The organism is Helicobacter aurati (assembly GCF_003364265.1).
GTDB lineage: Bacteria > Campylobacterota > Campylobacteria > Campylobacterales > Helicobacteraceae > Helicobacter_A > Helicobacter_A aurati.
Map to the genome: position 1 here is coordinate 41,923 of NZ_NXLW01000009.1, position 17,648 is coordinate 59,570.

A 17,648-nucleotide genomic window follows, 5' to 3' on the forward strand; every position below is an offset into this window, starting at 1 on the left:
ATTCTAAAATTCTACATCTATTCTTTCTCTATAAAACAAAAATATTACTATAAGTTACATTTAATAAAATTAAAAAAGAAACATGTTGACCTACAAAGCAAACGTGCATTTTTATAGTAAAATTAAGAATATGTAAACTTTAAGGACAGGTAATGGAAAAGACAACGTCAAAATTACAATCTATCACGAACACTCATCCTCCTTTAACACAACACAAAATAACATTGGATTACAGTCAAAATCCGCTAGGCGATAATCTTGAATTCACCACAAAAAAGGGGTTATTCCGCAAAATTAAAACAAGATTAGATACTCTGGCAAAATTACCTTCTTTACGTAAAGGCAATGCTAAAGAAGAGTTGAAAGATGTTCTACAAAAAAAGGGAATACAAAGACGTGATTTTATGAAATGGGCAGCAGTTATCACAACTTCACTTGGATTACCTGCTTCGTTTGCCCCACTCACAATGAAAGCCGCTGAACTTGCGGATAGAGTACCTATTATATGGTTGCACATGGCAGAATGTACGGGTTGCAGTGAAAGCTTGCTCCGTACAGAGGACCCGGGCATAGATTCTATTATTTTTGACTATGTGAGCATGGAATATCATGAAACTATCATGGCTGCTTCTGGCTACCAAGCAGAAAAAAGTCTAGAAGATGCAGTAAAAACTTATAGCGGAAGATATATTATGATGGTTGAAGGGGGCATTCCAAAAGGAAGCGAATACTTCCTTACCATAGGTGCTGGTGCTAGAACAGGGGCAGAAGAGTGTAGGCATGTCGCGGAACATGCTGCGGCTATTTTTGCAATTGGTACTTGTTCTAGTTTTGGCGGAGTACAAGCCGCAGCTCCCAATCCTACAAACGCTCAACCATTAACAGAAATTATCAATAAAAGAGTGATTAATGTCCCGGGCTGCCCGCCAAGCGAAAAAAATATTGTTGGTGCGCTAATACATCATATTCTATTTAAAGAATTGCCTGCAGTTGACGCTTTCAATCGACCAAAATGGGCTTATGGGCATAGGATTCACGATTTATGCGAAAGAAGAGGGCATTTTGATGCTGGAGAATTTGTGCAACATTTCGGCGACGAACACGCAAAAAATGGCTATTGTCTCTATAAAGTAGGCTGTAAAGGTCCCTATACATTCAATAATTGTTCTAAATTACGTTTCAACTCACATACAAGCTGGCCTATCGGAGCTGGGCATGGATGTATTGGTTGTAGTGAGCCTAAATTCTGGGATACCATGAGCCCTTTTGAAGTACCTTTAGGCAATCGGTATCAAACTGCTTTTCGAGGTGCTGGGGCAGACAAAACTGCTGATACGGTTGGTGTTGTGTTGTTGGGTGCTACTGCTATTGGTATAGCGGCGCATGCAATAGTTTCTGGCGCAATAAAACCCAAGTGATTCTTGAAATCTATTACTATACAAAATATTACACTTTTATCAAGGAAGCAAAATGTCAAAAAGAATTGTTGTAGACCCCATTACGCGCATTGAGGGGCATTTACGAATTGAAGTTGTCGTTGATGATAATAACGTAATCACTGACGCATTTTCTAGCTCAACCTTATGGAGAGGATTAGAAACCATCATCAAAGGAAGGGACCCGCGGGATGCTGGATTTATTGCGGGTAGAATCTGCGGTGTATGCACTTACTCGCATTATAAAGCTGGCATTACTGCCGTTGAAAATGCACTTGGTATTGAGATTCCCTATAATGCAAAATTAGTGCGAACGCTCATGAATCTCGCTTTGTTTTTTCATGATCATATTGTACATTTTTATACTCTACACGGGCTTGATTGGTGCGATATTATAAGCGCATTGAGTGCCAATCCAGCAAAAGCAGCCAAACTTGCTTTTGACTATACAGATACACCGCTTGCCGCTGGAGAAAACGAACTTAAATTAGTGCAACAACGAGTAAAAGACTTTGCAGGGAAAGGTTCACTCGGACCATTTGCAAATGGTTATTGGGGGCATAGCACTTACCGCTTCACTCCTGAACAAAACCTCATAGTTCTTTCGCATTATCTTAAACTTCTTGAAATTCAAAGAGAGGCAGCAAAAATGATGGCTATCTTTGGAGCAAAACAGCCCCATCCACAAAGCTTAACAGTTGGCGGTATTACCTCTATTATGGATATTTTAGACCCAACTAGACTTGCTGAATATAAATTCAAATTTGAAACAGTGGCAGATTTTGTGAATAGGGCATACTACCCAGACTTAATCATGGCAGGTATGGAATACTCTAAAGAGCCGAGTGTCATAGCTGGTTGTAACCTCAAAAATTTCTTAAGCTTCCAAGAAATGCAGGTAGGCTACAATGAATACTTACTTGATAGTGGTTATGTACTTGATGGTAACATTAATAACCCTCAAGAAGTCAATCTTGATTTAATAGCAGAAGAAGTAACACACTCGTGGTATAAATACGAAGGTAAGCATAGCGATGGGAAAGAAATCAAGCCAACAGATGCACTACATCCTTATGACGGGCAAACAACGCCTGATTATATCGGTATGCAAGACGGAATGAGTATTGGACCAAGTGGCAAAGACGAAAAAACTAAGCTTCTCAAAACAGATTCTAAATATTCGTGGATAAAATCTCCTCGATATGATGGAAAACCTATGGAGGTAGGACCATTAGCCTCCATAGTGGTAGGACTTGCTAAAAAGAATCCGCATATACAAGAAGCGGCAGAAGCATTTCTCAAACGAACTGGGCTAAGTACCGAACATTTGTTTAGTACATTAGGAAGAACTGCCGCAAGAGGATTAGAAGCAAAAGTGTTAGCGGAATATGGGCTAAAAGCCTTTGATGAATTAGTCAAAAACCTTAAAACAGACACAACAACTTGTGCTCCTTATGTTATTGATAACAATAAAGACTACAAAGGTTACTATATTGGTAATGTACCTAGAGGTATGCTTAGCCACTGGGTTAGAATTTCTGGAGGTAAAGTATCAAATTATCAAGCTGTCGTTCCTTCTACTTGGAATGCTGGACCACGAGATTCTAAAGGACAAAAGGGACCGTATGAAATGAGTCTTATTGGTACTAAAATAGCAAATCTTACGCAGCCTTTAGAAATTATTCGGCACATTCATTCATTCGATCCTTGTATCGCTTGTGCAGTGCATGTTATGGATACAAAAGGCAATGAGCTCGGAGAATACAAAGTTGAACCTGCATTTGCAAGATTTTAGTCCCAAATACTGCGTTTCAATTATTTAATTCCCAAGATTCTTATAGATTCTTAACTGAACAAATATCCAAGAATCTTGTGGGCTATATCATAATTTAAAGGAGCACAAATGCTTTCAACAGAGGTAGATAAAGCTATTAAAAAAGAATTAGAGCAACATTTAGAATTTGGTGGTGCTACAAGATTCTTACATTGGGTACGCGCCTTTATGATTATTTTTCTTACTGCAAGCGGATTCTATATCGCCTACCCTTTCTTGCAGCCTGATGCAAGTAGTGAACCTATAAGTTTCTTACAAGCGTATAGTCGCGCTTTTCATTGTATAGCTGGCTTTGTATTGATTTGTGCCTCGATATTTCGGGTATATCTCTTTTTATTTGCGAAATCAAGCCGACCTGAGAGATATTCTATTGGGCAAGTTTTTAATCCATTAGTCTGGATTAAAACTATAGGCGCATACTTATTTATAACAGCCCATCCGCATATCAAAGGTGCTTATAACCCACTGCAATTTTGCACATATTTGGCACTTGGAATCTTAACATTAGTGATTTGTCTTACAGGTGTATCATTATATAGCCATGTCTATCATGATGGCTTAGGTTTTATAATGGGTTCTTGTTTCGGTTGGGTCGAAGTTGTATGTGGCGGCTTAGCAAATGTAAGAGCTATCCATCATATCGTTACATGGGTTTTTATTATCTTTATTCCCATGCATATTTACCTAGTCATCTGGAATTCCGTCAGATATCCAAACGGCGGGGCAGATGCAATGGTAAGTGGAATACGTTATGTGGATAACAGACGAATCTAATTCATTAACGAAAGCCACACAACGTGAAACTGCTTGTGCTTGGAATTGGTAATATCCTTTTTGGCGATGAAGGCATTGGCGTGCATTTATGCAACTCTCTCAAAGTCAATTATGAATTTACTTCTACTGATAAAACAATCGATTTTGTGGATGGTGGCACACTTGCAAATACGCTTATACCTCTTATAGTGGAGTATGATCATGTGCTAATTATGGACTGTGTAAATGTAGTAAACGCAGAAATTGGCACAGTTTATAGCTTTGGATTCGATAAAGTGCCGAATTACATAACATGGGCTGGTAGTGCTCATGAGGTAGAAATGCTACAAACATTACATTTAACTAAGCTTATGGGCGATTTGCCAAATGTTCATATCATTGGAATTATTCCCGAAATTATCGGGGAAGACACTGCCTTTAATCTTAGCAAATCTCTTTTGGAAGGCGCAGTTACTATGGAACAAGAAGCAATATCTTATATCGCCTCTCTTGGTTTTCTTGTAAAAAAAATACAATCGATTCCACTACAAGAAATCGCCAATCAGTCTTATAGAGGCTTTTAACGTTATTTAGAACACTGATACATTCACATTACCTTAGCTAAAGGCTTTTTGCATTGAAAGAAGAAGTTATTACTGCAGAGACAGATTCTCTTAATAAAGCATCCAACGATAAAGCTCTTACTTGTATTTTTATTTTTTATTACACAGAATCTTTAAGCGCACAAGCAATGATTATGCTGCTCAAAAATCTTACATACTCATTCCTACGCAACACAATACAATCACTATCGGATAACCACGAGCAAAAAGACGATTCTATTTTGTTGCAATATCAGTACGATATTGCACATCCAACTCACCACATTAACACGCAGCATCACTCTAAAAAATTCTCTATTCTCATATATGCAAACCCACAAACAATCTTGGCTTTCTCTGATATGCTTTCTAGCCATTTGCCACTTTCATTGCATTTTGTTTTTAGTAAAATACAACCGTTAGATTCTCAAGATTTACATACAATTCGATTGAATAAATGGGAATCTTTTAATCCCGCCGATATGCAACGAATAAATCCACCAATACCTACAGTGAAAATGCTCGAGGAAATAACTGATAACCAAAATCCAAATTTCTGCTGTATAAATAATTTTATCACGCCTATCAAATGCAGTCTAGATTCTTATAACGCTCGCTATTCTCTCCAAGATTTCCATCATGTTTCCTCGCAAAAATATCTTATAGAATGTCTTACAACTGAATTACTCCTGCAAAAACAATTACTCCTGCAATGCAATAACGTATGTTACATGCTCTCAATACATTTACACAAAACACAAAGTAAAGCTATCCCCCATATTATTTTTGCAGATTTATATAACGCAATAAGTTATTTGCGATTGCATGATTCACAAAAGAAAGCTCTTGCAAGCATTGAAAAGCCCTTTGTTCTTGCGCATTGTAAAGAAGTCTTTACCCAAGCCTTTAATGCTCAAGCAGATGATAAAATATTTGCAAGCTTACCTAATGATTATCTGCTCTTATTACTATTACATACCCTACAAACAATCCATAACATAGATTATCTATTCTTTACTATTGTAGATAACAGCACCAAAGAGCCTTTATTGAGCTACAAAGAAAATTATAAAATAAGCGATAATAAACAAGTTTGCTACACAATAGCAAGCCATAGTTCTTATTCCCTATCCCATAATAGATATGGGGAAAATCTTTTTGAACTACTAGCTATCAATCCCCTATCTTCACTCAATACCACAAACATTACAAAACGTCTTGTTGTATGCCTCTCTCGCAAAAATCCAAGTGCTTTTTGGATTGAAAACTCACAAGGAGAAAAATATCAACAAATCTTAGATATTAATTTTTCACCTCTACTATGCGATCATCTACAAAGACTCTTTCATTATAAGAATGGTGATAAACTTTTACACAACTTTGCTAAGACACATCAAGAAATAACGCAACATTGGGGATTGGAGTCGTCATTTTTGCAAACAATCATACAAGGAGATTACCGCACAAATAAGACACAACAAAGCAAAGAATCCAACAGCATTCAAAACAACAAACAATGCTCCAATCTTTTGGAACTTTTTCAGCTCATACAGCAAATGCTTCAACTTGATTCGCATGTTATGGAATACGCAAATAAATGCGTAAGAGACAGAGGACCGCGCATTGATTACAAACTAATAAGGGTAGATGACAATATCGAGCTAGATTATCCCCGCATTCTACGAAGTGTTATGAGTTTCTATCTTGCGGGAGTAGAAAATGAGCTACTATGCTATGGTGTAATAGAATCCCTAGCGGAATTTGTCGGTACGCTTGCGGGAGATATGCTAATCAATTATGGCATTGACAGAGTTTTTGTTTGTGGGGATTTACTTTTGGAACAATGTTTTTTAGATAAAATTATCCAAGCTATTCCAAAAAATATCTCGCTGGCTTTACCTAATGAAAACGGAGTAGATTACTTATAAAGAGCAAACATGTATATTTTAGGAATCGATCCTGGAAGTAGAAATTGCGGCTACGGAATTATTGCAATCGAGAATCTTCGGCCTACGTTAGTTGATGCAGGTATTATTAAAATACAAACTCGTAACCTACAATCCCAAATAGTAGAGTTTATTGAAGGCATTGATATTATTTTTAAATCATATACGATTAATCAAGTGGCTATGGAAGATATTTTTTATGCGTACAATCCAAAAACCGTAATTAAACTAGCGCAATTTCGTGGAGCAATTAGTCTAAAAATCTTACAAGACATTGGGAATTTCGCCGAATATACCCCGCTACAAGTCAAAAAATCTCTGACAGGTAATGGTAAAGCCGATAAAAAACAAGTCGCTTATATGGTAAAAACATTACTTAAAATTACGGTAGATATACAACCTCTTGATGTAAGTGACGCCTTAGCAGTGGCTTTAACACATGCACAAAACATGCGCTATAATGCTCTTTCCAAAAGATAAATTGACTAGTATCCCGCAAAATGAATAGAAAGAAATAGATAAGTTTCAAGGAAAAAGCGCGATACTCTCCAAAGCAGTATTCTCTGGAAAACCAAAACGAATATTAAGATTCTGAATAGCCGAACCTGCCGCCCCTTTTACAAGATTATCAATCGCACCCATCATAATAACCCTTTTGTTGCGTTTATCTAAACACGCACTAATATCTACAAAATTACTCCCTCTAACCCATCTTGTTTGTGGAGCAACTCCTGATAAATAACGTACAAAATATTTATCAGCACAAAATTCTTCATAAATAGAATCTATATCAGCCTGCGTAATATCATTATATCTTTCAGCAAGGTTGGCATAAGCAGTAATCAAAATTCCTCGATTCATAGGCACTAAATGCGGTGTAAAAGTTACGCTCATATCATCAAGACCTTGAGAAAACAGATAGAGGTTTTGTTCTATTTCCGCGATATGCCTATGTTTTATCAACCCGTATGCCTTAATATTTTCATACACTTCGCAGAAATTATTTTCTAATTTCGCATTTCTACCCGCACCAGAAACACCACTTTTTGCGTCAATAATGATACTAGAATGTTGAATAATATCACGTTGTAATAATGGCAAAATGCAAAAAGTACTACAAGTCGGATAACAACCAGGATTAGCAATAAGATTTGCATTATAAATATGCCCCTTATTGAGTTCACATAAGCCATAAACAGCACTTTGCAATAACGTTGGATTAGGATGTACAAAATGATAATACTCCTGATATTTATCAGGATTCTTTAAGCGAAAATCTGCAGACAAATCAATCACTACCACGTTGTTTGTAACTTCACTTGTAAGGATTTTCGCTAAAAACTCATGTGGTGTAGCCGCAACAATACAATCATTATCCTCTGCAATTTCTAGCAAATCATTTTTTTGCATAGTATTATCAAAAATTCCCAGAAACTGTCCAAAGCTCTGCGAAATTGAAACTCCAGCTTGTGTATTAGCTCCAAAATGATTGATAGTAACGTGAGGGTGCTGGTGTAGTATTCTTAAAACTTCACTACCGCCATAACCTCCAACACCTAAAACCGCTACTTTTAACATTATTGCTCCTTAATCTCCACATAATAATTATATAAAATTCTCCTACATTATAGCACAACGAACAAGTTTTGGATTAGAGCAAAATCCTTTAATGGTAAAATAGCATTTCCCATCAAAATGAAGATTCCATTACAAAGGTTAATTATTATGCAATTGCTTCCCTTAGAAAGCATCAGAAAAGCAGCAGCGAGATTAGAGGGCATAATCGCCAATCATCCTTTAGCCTACGCTCCTAGATTAAGCAAAATTACAAATGCGCAAGTGTATTTAAAAAAAGAGAATCTCCAACCAACAGGTGCATTTAAAATACGTGGCGCATTTAATAAAATCGCTTCCCTCAAAGAAGCAGATTCTCAAAATGGGACACAAATCCTTTCACAAGGTGTTATTTGCGCTAGTGCGGGCAACCACGCACAAGGAGTAGCATTTAGCGCGCAACATTTCCAAACCAGAGCAGTGATTGTTATGCCCGAATCAACACCTTTACTGAAAATTATGGGTACGCGTGCAATGGGTGCTGAAGTAGTCCTTGTTGGAAATAATTATGATGAGGCTTATAGTCATGCCTTAACGCTTGCCAAAGAACAGAATCTGCATTTTATTCATCCATTTGCAGATAGCGAAGTAATTGCCGGACAAGGAAGCATTGCGCTTGAAATGATACAAGAAGAGCCACTAGACGTTTTAATTGTTCCAATTGGCGGTGGCGGATTAATAAGCGGTATTGCAAGCGTCTATAAAAGACTTAGCCCTCAAACAAAAATTGTTGGCGTAAATGCCAAAGGTGCTAATGCTATGAAAACAAGCTTTGATACAAAGAAGATCAGCAATTCGCATTCTGTAAGAACCATAGCAGATGGTATTGCAGTACGAGATGTCAATCAGTCGGTTTTTGAGTATATTTTACAAGGTGTCGATTGTATCGTTGAAGTCGATGATGATGAAATTGCGAGTGCTATTTTGTTTCTTTTGGAATTTCAAAAACTTGTTGCTGAAGGGGCAGGTGCTGCGGGTGTAGCTGCGTTATTACATAATAAATTACAAATAGAACCAACACAAAAGGTAGGTATAGTCATTAGCGGAGGAAATATTGATATAACCATGCTTAATGTCATTATTGAACGCGCATTGCTAAAAAGTAGTCGAAAAATGAAATTTCAAGTGATTCTAATCGATAAACCGGGTAGCTTGCAAAAACTCACGGAGCTATTAACAAAACAAGGAGCAAATATTGTTTTTATCAACTATTCTCGCATTAGTACAAAGCTTGAATACGGCGATGCTATCGTGGAAATAGCCCTAGAAATTAAAGGTAAAGAGCATAAAGAAAACGTCTTTCAGACTTTATTGAAACATCAATATGTATTTCACGAAATATTCTAAGACTTTTCATATCGCGTTGTATTAAGCAGCGCAATGATTCAATGATTATCAAGAAAATAAACATTGCTCTTTGTAGTAGATATTTATCTCATGCCTTGCGGTAACAATTCTATCAGTGGTGCAATAGTACTGCCGCAGTAGCAAGTCAAAAGAATCGCAACCATTAAAACACGGTACTATATCCTACCTGCGAAATAAATCTATCTATGCTTTGCTTGCTTGCCTCCAAAATCGCGCTCGAACGATTATTATAAGTAGCAATAGGATTAAGTAGTGAACTTGCATAGTCATAATACCCGGGATTAGTGAAAGTGAAATTTTTGCCATCACGATTGAAACTGAATCGAATATTCATGTAGATTCTATAAAACGTCGCAAATCCCTGTGAATTGGTTGCAATCACATTGTCTTGAATATTTTGTACATACACTTCAAGCACCGTATCGCAATCCTCTAAACTCGATAACTGCGAATGGAATCGGGAAGCTATTGCTTCATTAACAATGTCCTTTATTTGCACAGACTCTTCGGTATTTTCAAGGTTTAATTCCAACTTTACATACACTTTATTTCCAAGTGCTTTATTGGCATAATAAGACATTGGTTTGTATCCGCAACCAAGCAAGCTTACATAAACAATCAAAAAAGAACAATAACACGCGATTCGGATAAACGCGCAAAGAGTAATGTTAGTTAAAATCGAAATCCCCAACTTGCCCTCGATTCATGCTCTCATAGACAGCATTTACATAACGCGTGCGCACTTGACACTCAAATATACTATGGCATTGCATACAAGAAGAAAATCCATGCTGATTCTGACATTGTTGTAATTCCTGCTTGCTAGATAAAAGCATTTGCGTATAGCTATCACGTTGGGTATTTTGCGAATCTTCTAAGAATTGTTTGCCTATTTCCATAGAATCCCTTTACTCTAAAATATCTTACAATGCAAATCGCTGCTTTAAGGCATACAAATCCTCTGGTGTATCCACTCCAATGCTCTGACTCTCTACAATACTCACTAAAATCGGCTTTCGATAATAAATAGCCCTTAGTTGCTCAAGCTTTTCAGTATCCTCAAGCGCACACTCACAGAGGGAAGCATAACACTCAAGACTCGACTTAAAATAACCATAAATTCCAATATGTCCTAAAAATTGTTTTGGTGCAGAATCCTGGCTATCGCGGCAAAAAGGAATTGATGAGCGCGAAAAATATATCGCTTCACTTTTGTGATTCAAAATAACTTTCACTATATTGGAATTATTGGCAGTAACGCTATCTATATATTTTGCGCAAGTGCCCATAAATTGCGCTTGCTGCATGCTTTTCTGCAACGTTTCTATTACATGAGTTTCCAAGAAAGGCTCATCGGCTTGGAGATTAATGATTATCTCATCGTCTTTCAATCCCAAGAGGCGACTTGCAGCAAGCACGCGTAAAGTACCGTTTGCAATCTCTTGCGATGTAATAACAGCCTTGATGCCAAATCTCTGCGCTATATCATACGCTTCTTGAGAATCCACCGCCACAACTACATCATCAACCTGCCTTGCATTAAGGGCACTTCTTACAAACATCGGAAGACCATCAATATCACAAAGTATCTTGCGCGGGAATCTAGTACTAGCAAGTCTTGCGGGAATAATAATCATGTGTTACCTCTAAAGAGAATCTAAAATACTTTTATAAATAATAGCACCTAAACGAATTTTATTTTTGTTTGACTTCAGGCTTGATTCGGTAAGATAAGTGTCAATTTGAATAGAGTGCTCTCTATCGCCCTTACAATCTTCAAATATCAAATAAAGACGTATAGAATCATCATGGATTATTTTTAGACGTAAAATATTCTGCGCGTCTTGACTAATAACAATAAATTTATTTAGCTCTCCAGAAATAATGGCAAGAATATCTGAATCTAGTTTAGGAGATTCTATAACTAAATTGTAGCTTGGCTTTGACATTGCAAGTGCGCCGTATGCTTTCAGCCGCTGATTATAAAGAGAGAAATTATCAGTGAGGCTTTGCAATAACATGACGTTATTTTGCCATTGCTTAAATGTAGACTGAAAAATCCGAAACGATTTCAAAGAGAGAGAGTCGCATTTCTGCAAGAGAGATTCTAAAGAATCTTGCATAATCTGTACTTTTTGTGCTATTTGCGCTTGGAGTGATGACTTTAGGATTCTTACATGCGCTATCGTCTGATTATTTTTGTGTTGCACTCGTTCTACCTCAAGACCGCGCAAGTTTTTAAAATCAGATTCAAAAAAAGCATACTGCATACCAGATGATTCTAAAGATTGATTATTGTGGGTGGTGATACTATGCGTTTGGAATTGAACGGTTACTTGTAAATTAGTTATTAAATCTCGTATCGCGTTTTCTTTAGCTTTATTAATATCGCTCCCATGCCCAATCCCATAAAAATACATGCTATTTTTTATAGGATTATTTATTGGTCTCTCTGCATTGCATGCTACAAAATACAGGCAGCACAGAAAAAGAAGTCTAAAACTCCACACAATACGCATCTTCTACTCTCTGGTATTTTGCAATAATTATAGCTTTATTTTGTATGTTTTCTATGGTAAATTTTTCTACATAATCTCTGACTAGGATTGCAAGTGAGTGCGAATATTCCTTTTGGATTTTCTACTAATGTAAACTGCGCATATTCTTTGCCTATAGTAAGACGAAATTGATTTTTGCCTCTCCCTTGAAATGAAAAGAATTTATTTTGAGTGATTGCTTGTTGTAATATTGCTTGAAACTCTAAGCTCACATTATCTTGAGCCTTAAGATAATGCTGATAACTCATTGCGCTTAATCTTTTCTGCAAGATTTGAATATGTAGGCTTGCCCGTTCTAAAGCCAATACATTGTTGTGGAAATATTTCATTACGGGAATACAGAGAATCGAAACAATAAATAAACACAATGATAATTCAAAGAAAGAAAAGCACTTACTTATTTGCAAGAATAATCGCAGAATCATTGCGTATTGCGATTAAATATCTAAGTTTCTTACTTCTCGCGCATGCTTTTGAATATATTGTCTCCTAGGCTCTACTTCATCTCCCATAAAGATATTAAACATTTCATCAGCCTGTTCGTCATCATGAATTTTCACTTGTAATAATGTTCTATTTTGGCGCGACATAGTTGTTTCCCAAAGTTGCGATGGATCCATTTCACCTAGCCCTTTGTAGCGGCTAATTGTTGCGCCTTTTTTTGTAGTATTCTCAATCTCTTCAAGACTTTCTATAATATCCCTACCTTTAAGAAAATCTAGTTCGCGTTCTTGTATTCTTTGAAATATTCTTTTGCATTCTTGAAAGTTAGAGTCAGAGAAAAGCTGGTTTGAGATTCTAATCTCTGTTATGCCGAGGTTTGTTTGTATATTAAAGACAATAGAGTTTGCGCTAATTTGTTTTTTAAGAATATTGTAGGTTTTATTCGTGAGATAATCCTCAATAGAAACACTCAATGATTCAAAGTCATCAATATCAAGCTGATTTTCAATTAGAAAACGTAAAATATATTGTACGGGATACCTACGTTCTAATTCATTAATTAAAAGCCGATAATGCGAAATGATTCTAAGAATCTGCAATAACTCATTGTTTCCGATACCTTGAAAATTAAAATTTTCGATTCCATTTTCAATCAAAAAATCGCTTAATGCCTTATCATCCTTTAAATACACTTCCTTTTTCCCTTTCTCGTAGCGATAAAGTGGGGGTTGTGCTATATAAACATAACCTTCTCTGACTAAAGGTTTAAAGTAACGATAAAAAAATGTCATTAGGAGTGTTTGGATATGGCTACCATCAACATCGGCATCTGTCATAATGATAATTTTATGATAACGTAGCTTGTCTAAATTAAATTCATCACCAATACCACAACCAAATGCGGTTATCATATTCTTAATTTCTTCGCTTTTAAGAATAGTATCAAGTCGTGATTTTTCAACATTCAGTATCTTCCCTTTGAGAGGCAAAATCGCTTGAAATTTCCTATCCCTCGCTTGCTTGGCAGAGCCCCCAGCAGAATCTCCTTCCACAAGATAGATTTCCGAAATGCTAGGGTCTTTACTTTGACAATCAGCAAATTTCCCCGGAAGTGTTGAAATAGAAATTTTATTGTCTTTACGCGTTAAGTCTCTCGCTCTTTTTGCTGCTTCTCTACTACGTGCGGCAATAAGAACTTTCTGCATGATAAGTTTGGCTTGATTCGGATTTTCTTCAAAAAATTTGCTTATTTTCTCGTAGGTAAGCTTTTGTATGATTCCTTTGACAAAGGAGCTGCCGAGTTTACTTTTTGTTTGTCCTTCAAATTGAGGGTCCATAATTTTCGCAGAAATAATAGCAATAAGTCCCTCTCGTACATCATCACCTAAGACTTTAACATCTTTTTCGCGAGCGTTAGCATTAGTTTCTATATAGTTAAGAATAGCACGACTAAGTCCAGCGCGGAATCCTGTTTCATGTGTGCCACCGTCAAGTGTTCGAATATTATTAACAAAGCTTAGAAGTTTCTCGTCATAACTTTCATTGTAGGCTAAAGCGATTTCTATTTCTGTGTCATTTTCACTTGCTTCGAAATTTACAATTTGCGATATAAACGGTTTTCTATTTATATCTTCAATGAATTGTTTTAATCCACCTTCAAATGAAAAAATTTCCTTGATATTACATCTTTCATCTTGAAAAGTTATTGTAATACCGTGCGTAAGATAAGCCATTTCTTTGAAACGTTTAATAAGAGTTTCTGAATGAAATTCCGTAACTTCCATGATTTCAGAATCTGGGAAAAACTCAATTGTTGTACCGTGCTTTTTCGTATTACCTATAACTTCCAATTCAGTAGTAGGTATGCCTTTTTCAAATTCTTGTTTGTAGATTTTATTATTCTTGTGAATAGTCATAGTGAGTTTGCTAGAGAGAGCATTTACTACACTAACACCGACACCATGTAATCCTCCTGATACTTTATACGTGTCTTTATCAAATTTACCGCCAGCATGTAAAACTGTGAGTACAACCGTTGCAGCTGGAAGGTTTTCGGTTGGGTGCATATCTACTGGTATTCCTCGTCCATTATCTTCTATAATCGCGCTACCTTCCTTAGTAAGTGTTATTGTAATAGAATCACAAAATCCTGCCATTGCCTCATCTATTGAATTATCCACTACTTCATATATCATGTGATGTAAGCCACTACTATTTGTATCACCAATATACATACCCGGTCGTTTGCGAACGGCTTCTAATCCTTTAAGTACTTTTATATTATTGGCAAGATATTCTGGTTTTGGTTTATTTGGCATAGCGATATTACTCCATATTATAATATTTGGGGCATGATAAGTTCTTCAAAATCTTTAAGATCGATAAGTATAGCTGTATTAGGATCGGAAATGTGAAATTCTAATTCTTCGTACTTGGAGCTAGAAATACATTCAAGTAAATATTTATTAGTTAGTCCTATTTGTATATCTTCTGTAATGTTATTTTCAGAATCTATATGAATTGATGCACTTGATCCTTCGTCTTCGATAGTTTCAAGAATGATTGTTTTTGGCGTGAAAGAGATTTTAACTCTGTGACTTACGGCATTGATTTGATTAATTGCCTTTAAGAAATTGGCTTTGTTAATGGCGATACGGCAGGCATTAGCTTGTTTTTTGATTATTGCCTCATAGGCTGGGAATCTAGCATTGATAAGTTTAGTGTAAAATTCAATGTTTTGATAAATAAATCCTATTGATTCAATGTAGCTTTCTTCATCATCTCGTGTATTTGCTCTTTTGATAAATATTTCAAATTCATTATGGAATAGTTTGAGAATCTCGTTAATAGACTTTTTAGGTACAATGCAGGCTAAGTCTTGTATGTCCCCCCGGTATTCTTTGCGTATGAATCCTAATCTTCTTGAATCTGTTGCAATTAATGATAGTAGATTGTTTTTGATTTCAAGTAAAATACCTTGCATTGAAATGTTAGTAGCGTCTTTTGGATCCGCGCAACAATGATAAATTTTTTTGATACCTTGCAAGAATAATTCGTTGTCTATATCAATTTTTTCCATTTCTTGGTAATTATATCTAAAGGGAACATTGTCAATTTCGTGGATTGGAACTTTAAAGCTTGTTTTGTTCTGTTTAATGAATAATACTGTTTCTGCTTCTTCTAAAGTAATATCTCCTTCGTTGAGTGATTTCATAATATTAATAATGATTCCACCATTTACGGCGCATTTAATATTTCCCTCTATTGCTCTTGCTTGTAAAGAAATTTTCATTGCTATTTCATGATCTGTTGCTTTGATTATTATTTTGTCTTCTGTTGTTTGAAAGAATATGTTAGATGTAATATCCGTAAAGTCTTTTTTATTGATGGCATTTTGCATATTAGAAAGAGCTTGTTCGATGGTACTTTTGTCAATTGAGATAGTATTCATTGTATTGTGCTCCGAAAGTAAGATAAAAAGATTCTAGTAGTTGTAGTAGTGACGTGAGTAGAGTGAATTTATTTGTAAAGTGAATATACTTTTCATAGATAGCGGTATTTCTTGTGCGTTGAAAGGTATTTCGTTTGTTCACGTTTGATTCACTTTTGTAAGGTTGTTAGGGGAATTATTATAGCAAAAAGCAAAAACTTTTTTGGATAGAGTTAGTATTTTGTATGAATTTATTTATTATGCTTGTTTGAGTTTGGCGATAATATTGTTTATTTCTGTGGCAATTTGAGGGTTTTGTTGTATTTCTTGAGTGAATTTTTTTATTTGTTTGCTTACTGCGCTATGGTCTTTTAGATTGAGTTCACTCGCTATGGCTGGCAATGTAGTGTTTGTTTCTTGTCTAGCGATATAGGCAACCATTTTTCTTGCTTTGGAAATATTGTTTTTACCTCGTGTTTTTGTTTTGATTTCTGTTGGTTTTAGATTGAGTTCCCTAGCTATTGAATTGACGATGTCTTCAAATTCGATTCCTTTTTTCTCCATCCCTCTATCTTTTAGTTCATTAATGACTATTTCAGGTGTGATAGGGATATTAAGCAAGGACATTTGTCCATAGAGTTTTAGGATAATACCCTCTATCTCTCGTATATTGTCATGCACTTGTGTTGCAAGTAAATTGACGATTTCTGAATCTAGTTGAATATTCATTAATTTGCATTTCTGTTGAATGATGTGTAGTTTAGTTTCTAGTTCTGGTGATTCTACTTTTGCACTCATGCCATGTTCGAATCTTGATTTTAGTCTTTTTTGAAGTCTTTCAATTTTTTTTGGAGGTTTATCACTTGTTAGAATGATTTGTCCTCCTAAGTTATCAATTTCATTAAAGGTATTAAAGAATTCTTCTTGGAATTTTTCTGTGTTTGCTAAGAATTGAATGTCGTCAATAAGAAGATAGTCGCATGTGCGGAATCTTTCTCGAAATTGATCCATTGTTTTGTTTTGGACTCTGTGCCTGTATTCATTAAACATAATTTCGGCTGTGATGTAAATGATTCTTGCCTTTGGATTTTGTTTATAAACTTGATGACACACTGCAATAAGGAGATGCGTCTTGCCTAATCCTGTATTTCCGTAGATAAGGAGCGGATTCCAATTTGGTCGTTGTCTCATCGCCGCTTCTTTTGTCATTTTGTAAGCGAATTCGTTGCACTTCCCTACAATGAATTTTTCAAAAGTGTATTCTTGGTTGATAATGTACTTGCTTTTATTGTTGTTATCGAAGATAAATGTTTTTTGTGGGATATGTAGCGATTGTTTCCCTGATTTTAGATTGAAAATGATTTCTGGTTTGGAGTTAGTCATGTTTTGGACAAAATTTATCATTTTATCTTGATATTTTCTCTTTGCCCAATTCGCAATGAATATATTGTCTACTAGGAATATAAAAAGATTTTCGCGCGAGTTTTCTTCGTCATATTGTATTTTACCGACGTATTGCGTATATTCGTTTTTGCTGACTTGAGTTTTGAGATTTTCAAGTATGTCATAACCGTTCATAAGCACCCTTATCTTAATGGTGTTAGTTCACATTTTTTAGAAATAAGTATAGCATTTTACGTGAATTACATAGGAATTATTAGTG

Annotated in this window: 16 protein-coding genes; 7 read left to right on the plus strand and 9 right to left on the minus strand. The window is 35.7% G+C overall.

All coding sequences use genetic code 11. The features are described from left to right. Positions 1-152: 152 nt before the first annotated feature. From CQA66_RS05660 to ruvC, 6 genes are all read left to right on the plus strand, one after another. The gene (locus tag CQA66_RS05660) at positions 153-1,418 is read left to right on the plus strand and encodes a hydrogenase small subunit (protein WP_104762892.1); all 1,266 of its coding nucleotides are present in this window, start codon (positions 153-155) and stop codon (positions 1,416-1,418) included. Positions 1,419-1,470: 52 nt separating this feature from the next. Next, the gene (locus tag CQA66_RS05665) at positions 1,471-3,231 is read left to right on the plus strand and encodes a nickel-dependent hydrogenase large subunit (protein WP_104762893.1); all 1,761 of its coding nucleotides are present in this window, start codon (positions 1,471-1,473) and stop codon (positions 3,229-3,231) included. A 108-nt stretch (positions 3,232-3,339) separates the two neighbouring features. Next, complete coding sequence (cybH, locus tag CQA66_RS05670) at positions 3,340-4,044, plus strand: Ni/Fe-hydrogenase, b-type cytochrome subunit (RefSeq protein ID WP_104762894.1); 705 nt, start codon at positions 3,340-3,342, stop codon at positions 4,042-4,044. Between the two features lie 23 nt (positions 4,045-4,067). Continuing rightward, positions 4,068-4,607, plus strand: a complete 540-nt coding sequence (locus CQA66_RS05675) for a HyaD/HybD family hydrogenase maturation endopeptidase (protein WP_104762895.1) — start codon at positions 4,068-4,070, stop codon at positions 4,605-4,607. Between the two features lie 53 nt (positions 4,608-4,660). Beyond that, positions 4,661-6,553: a hypothetical protein gene (locus CQA66_RS05680; RefSeq protein ID WP_104762896.1), complete on the plus strand. Its 1,893-nt coding sequence runs from the start codon at positions 4,661-4,663 to the stop codon at positions 6,551-6,553. Positions 6,554-6,562: 9 nt separating this feature from the next. Continuing rightward, complete coding sequence (ruvC, locus tag CQA66_RS05685; protein WP_104762897.1) at positions 6,563-7,051, plus strand: crossover junction endodeoxyribonuclease RuvC; 489 nt, start codon at positions 6,563-6,565, stop codon at positions 7,049-7,051. Between the two features lie 45 nt (positions 7,052-7,096). Here the strand turns inward: ruvC and argC are convergent, their stop codons facing one another. After that, entirely contained in the window at positions 7,097-8,152 is a 1,056-nt protein-coding gene (gene argC, locus CQA66_RS05690; protein WP_233707720.1) for an N-acetyl-gamma-glutamyl-phosphate reductase, read from the minus strand. A gap of 144 nt (positions 8,153-8,296) precedes the next feature. Between argC and ilvA the strand changes: the two genes are divergently transcribed. Then, positions 8,297-9,532 carry a threonine ammonia-lyase gene (gene ilvA, locus CQA66_RS05695; protein ID WP_104762899.1) on the plus strand — a complete coding sequence of 412 codons (1,236 nt, stop codon included), beginning with the start codon at positions 8,297-8,299 and terminating at the stop codon, positions 9,530-9,532. Positions 9,533-9,695: 163 nt separating this feature from the next. Here the strand turns inward: ilvA and lptE are convergent, their stop codons facing one another. The 8 genes from lptE to dnaA form a co-directional block, all read right to left on the minus strand. Next, complete coding sequence (gene lptE / locus CQA66_RS05700) at positions 9,696-10,133, minus strand: LPS assembly lipoprotein LptE (protein WP_104762928.1); 438 nt, start codon at positions 10,131-10,133, stop codon at positions 9,696-9,698. A gap of 88 nt (positions 10,134-10,221) precedes the next feature. Next, the gene (locus CQA66_RS05705; protein WP_104762900.1) at positions 10,222-10,452 is read right to left on the minus strand and encodes a hypothetical protein; all 231 of its coding nucleotides are present in this window, start codon (positions 10,450-10,452) and stop codon (positions 10,222-10,224) included. Between the two features lie 24 nt (positions 10,453-10,476). Next, on the minus strand, positions 10,477-11,190 hold the full coding sequence (gene kdsB / locus CQA66_RS05710) for a 3-deoxy-manno-octulosonate cytidylyltransferase (protein ID WP_104762901.1): 714 nt from the start codon (positions 11,188-11,190) through the stop codon (positions 10,477-10,479). Between the two features lie 9 nt (positions 11,191-11,199). Continuing rightward, on the minus strand, positions 11,200-12,072 hold the full coding sequence (locus CQA66_RS05715) for an LPP20 family lipoprotein (protein WP_104762902.1): 873 nt from the start codon (positions 12,070-12,072) through the stop codon (positions 11,200-11,202). A 35-nt stretch (positions 12,073-12,107) separates the two neighbouring features. Next, a complete protein-coding gene (locus tag CQA66_RS05720) occupies positions 12,108-12,536 on the minus strand; it encodes a hypothetical protein (RefSeq protein ID WP_104762903.1) in 429 nt (142 codons plus the stop codon). Between the two features lie 12 nt (positions 12,537-12,548). Further along, positions 12,549-14,873 carry a DNA topoisomerase (ATP-hydrolyzing) subunit B gene (gene gyrB, locus CQA66_RS05725; RefSeq protein ID WP_104762904.1) on the minus strand — a complete coding sequence of 775 codons (2,325 nt, stop codon included), beginning with the start codon at positions 14,871-14,873 and terminating at the stop codon, positions 12,549-12,551. 17 nt (positions 14,874-14,890) lie between these two features. Further along, positions 14,891-16,006, minus strand: coding sequence for a DNA polymerase III subunit beta (gene dnaN / locus CQA66_RS05730; protein WP_104762905.1), 1,116 nt, complete (start codon positions 16,004-16,006; stop codon positions 14,891-14,893). 237 nt (positions 16,007-16,243) lie between these two features. Next, the gene (gene dnaA / locus CQA66_RS05735) at positions 16,244-17,563 is read right to left on the minus strand and encodes a chromosomal replication initiator protein DnaA (protein ID WP_104762906.1); all 1,320 of its coding nucleotides are present in this window, start codon (positions 17,561-17,563) and stop codon (positions 16,244-16,246) included. Positions 17,564-17,648: the final 85 nt, after the last annotated feature.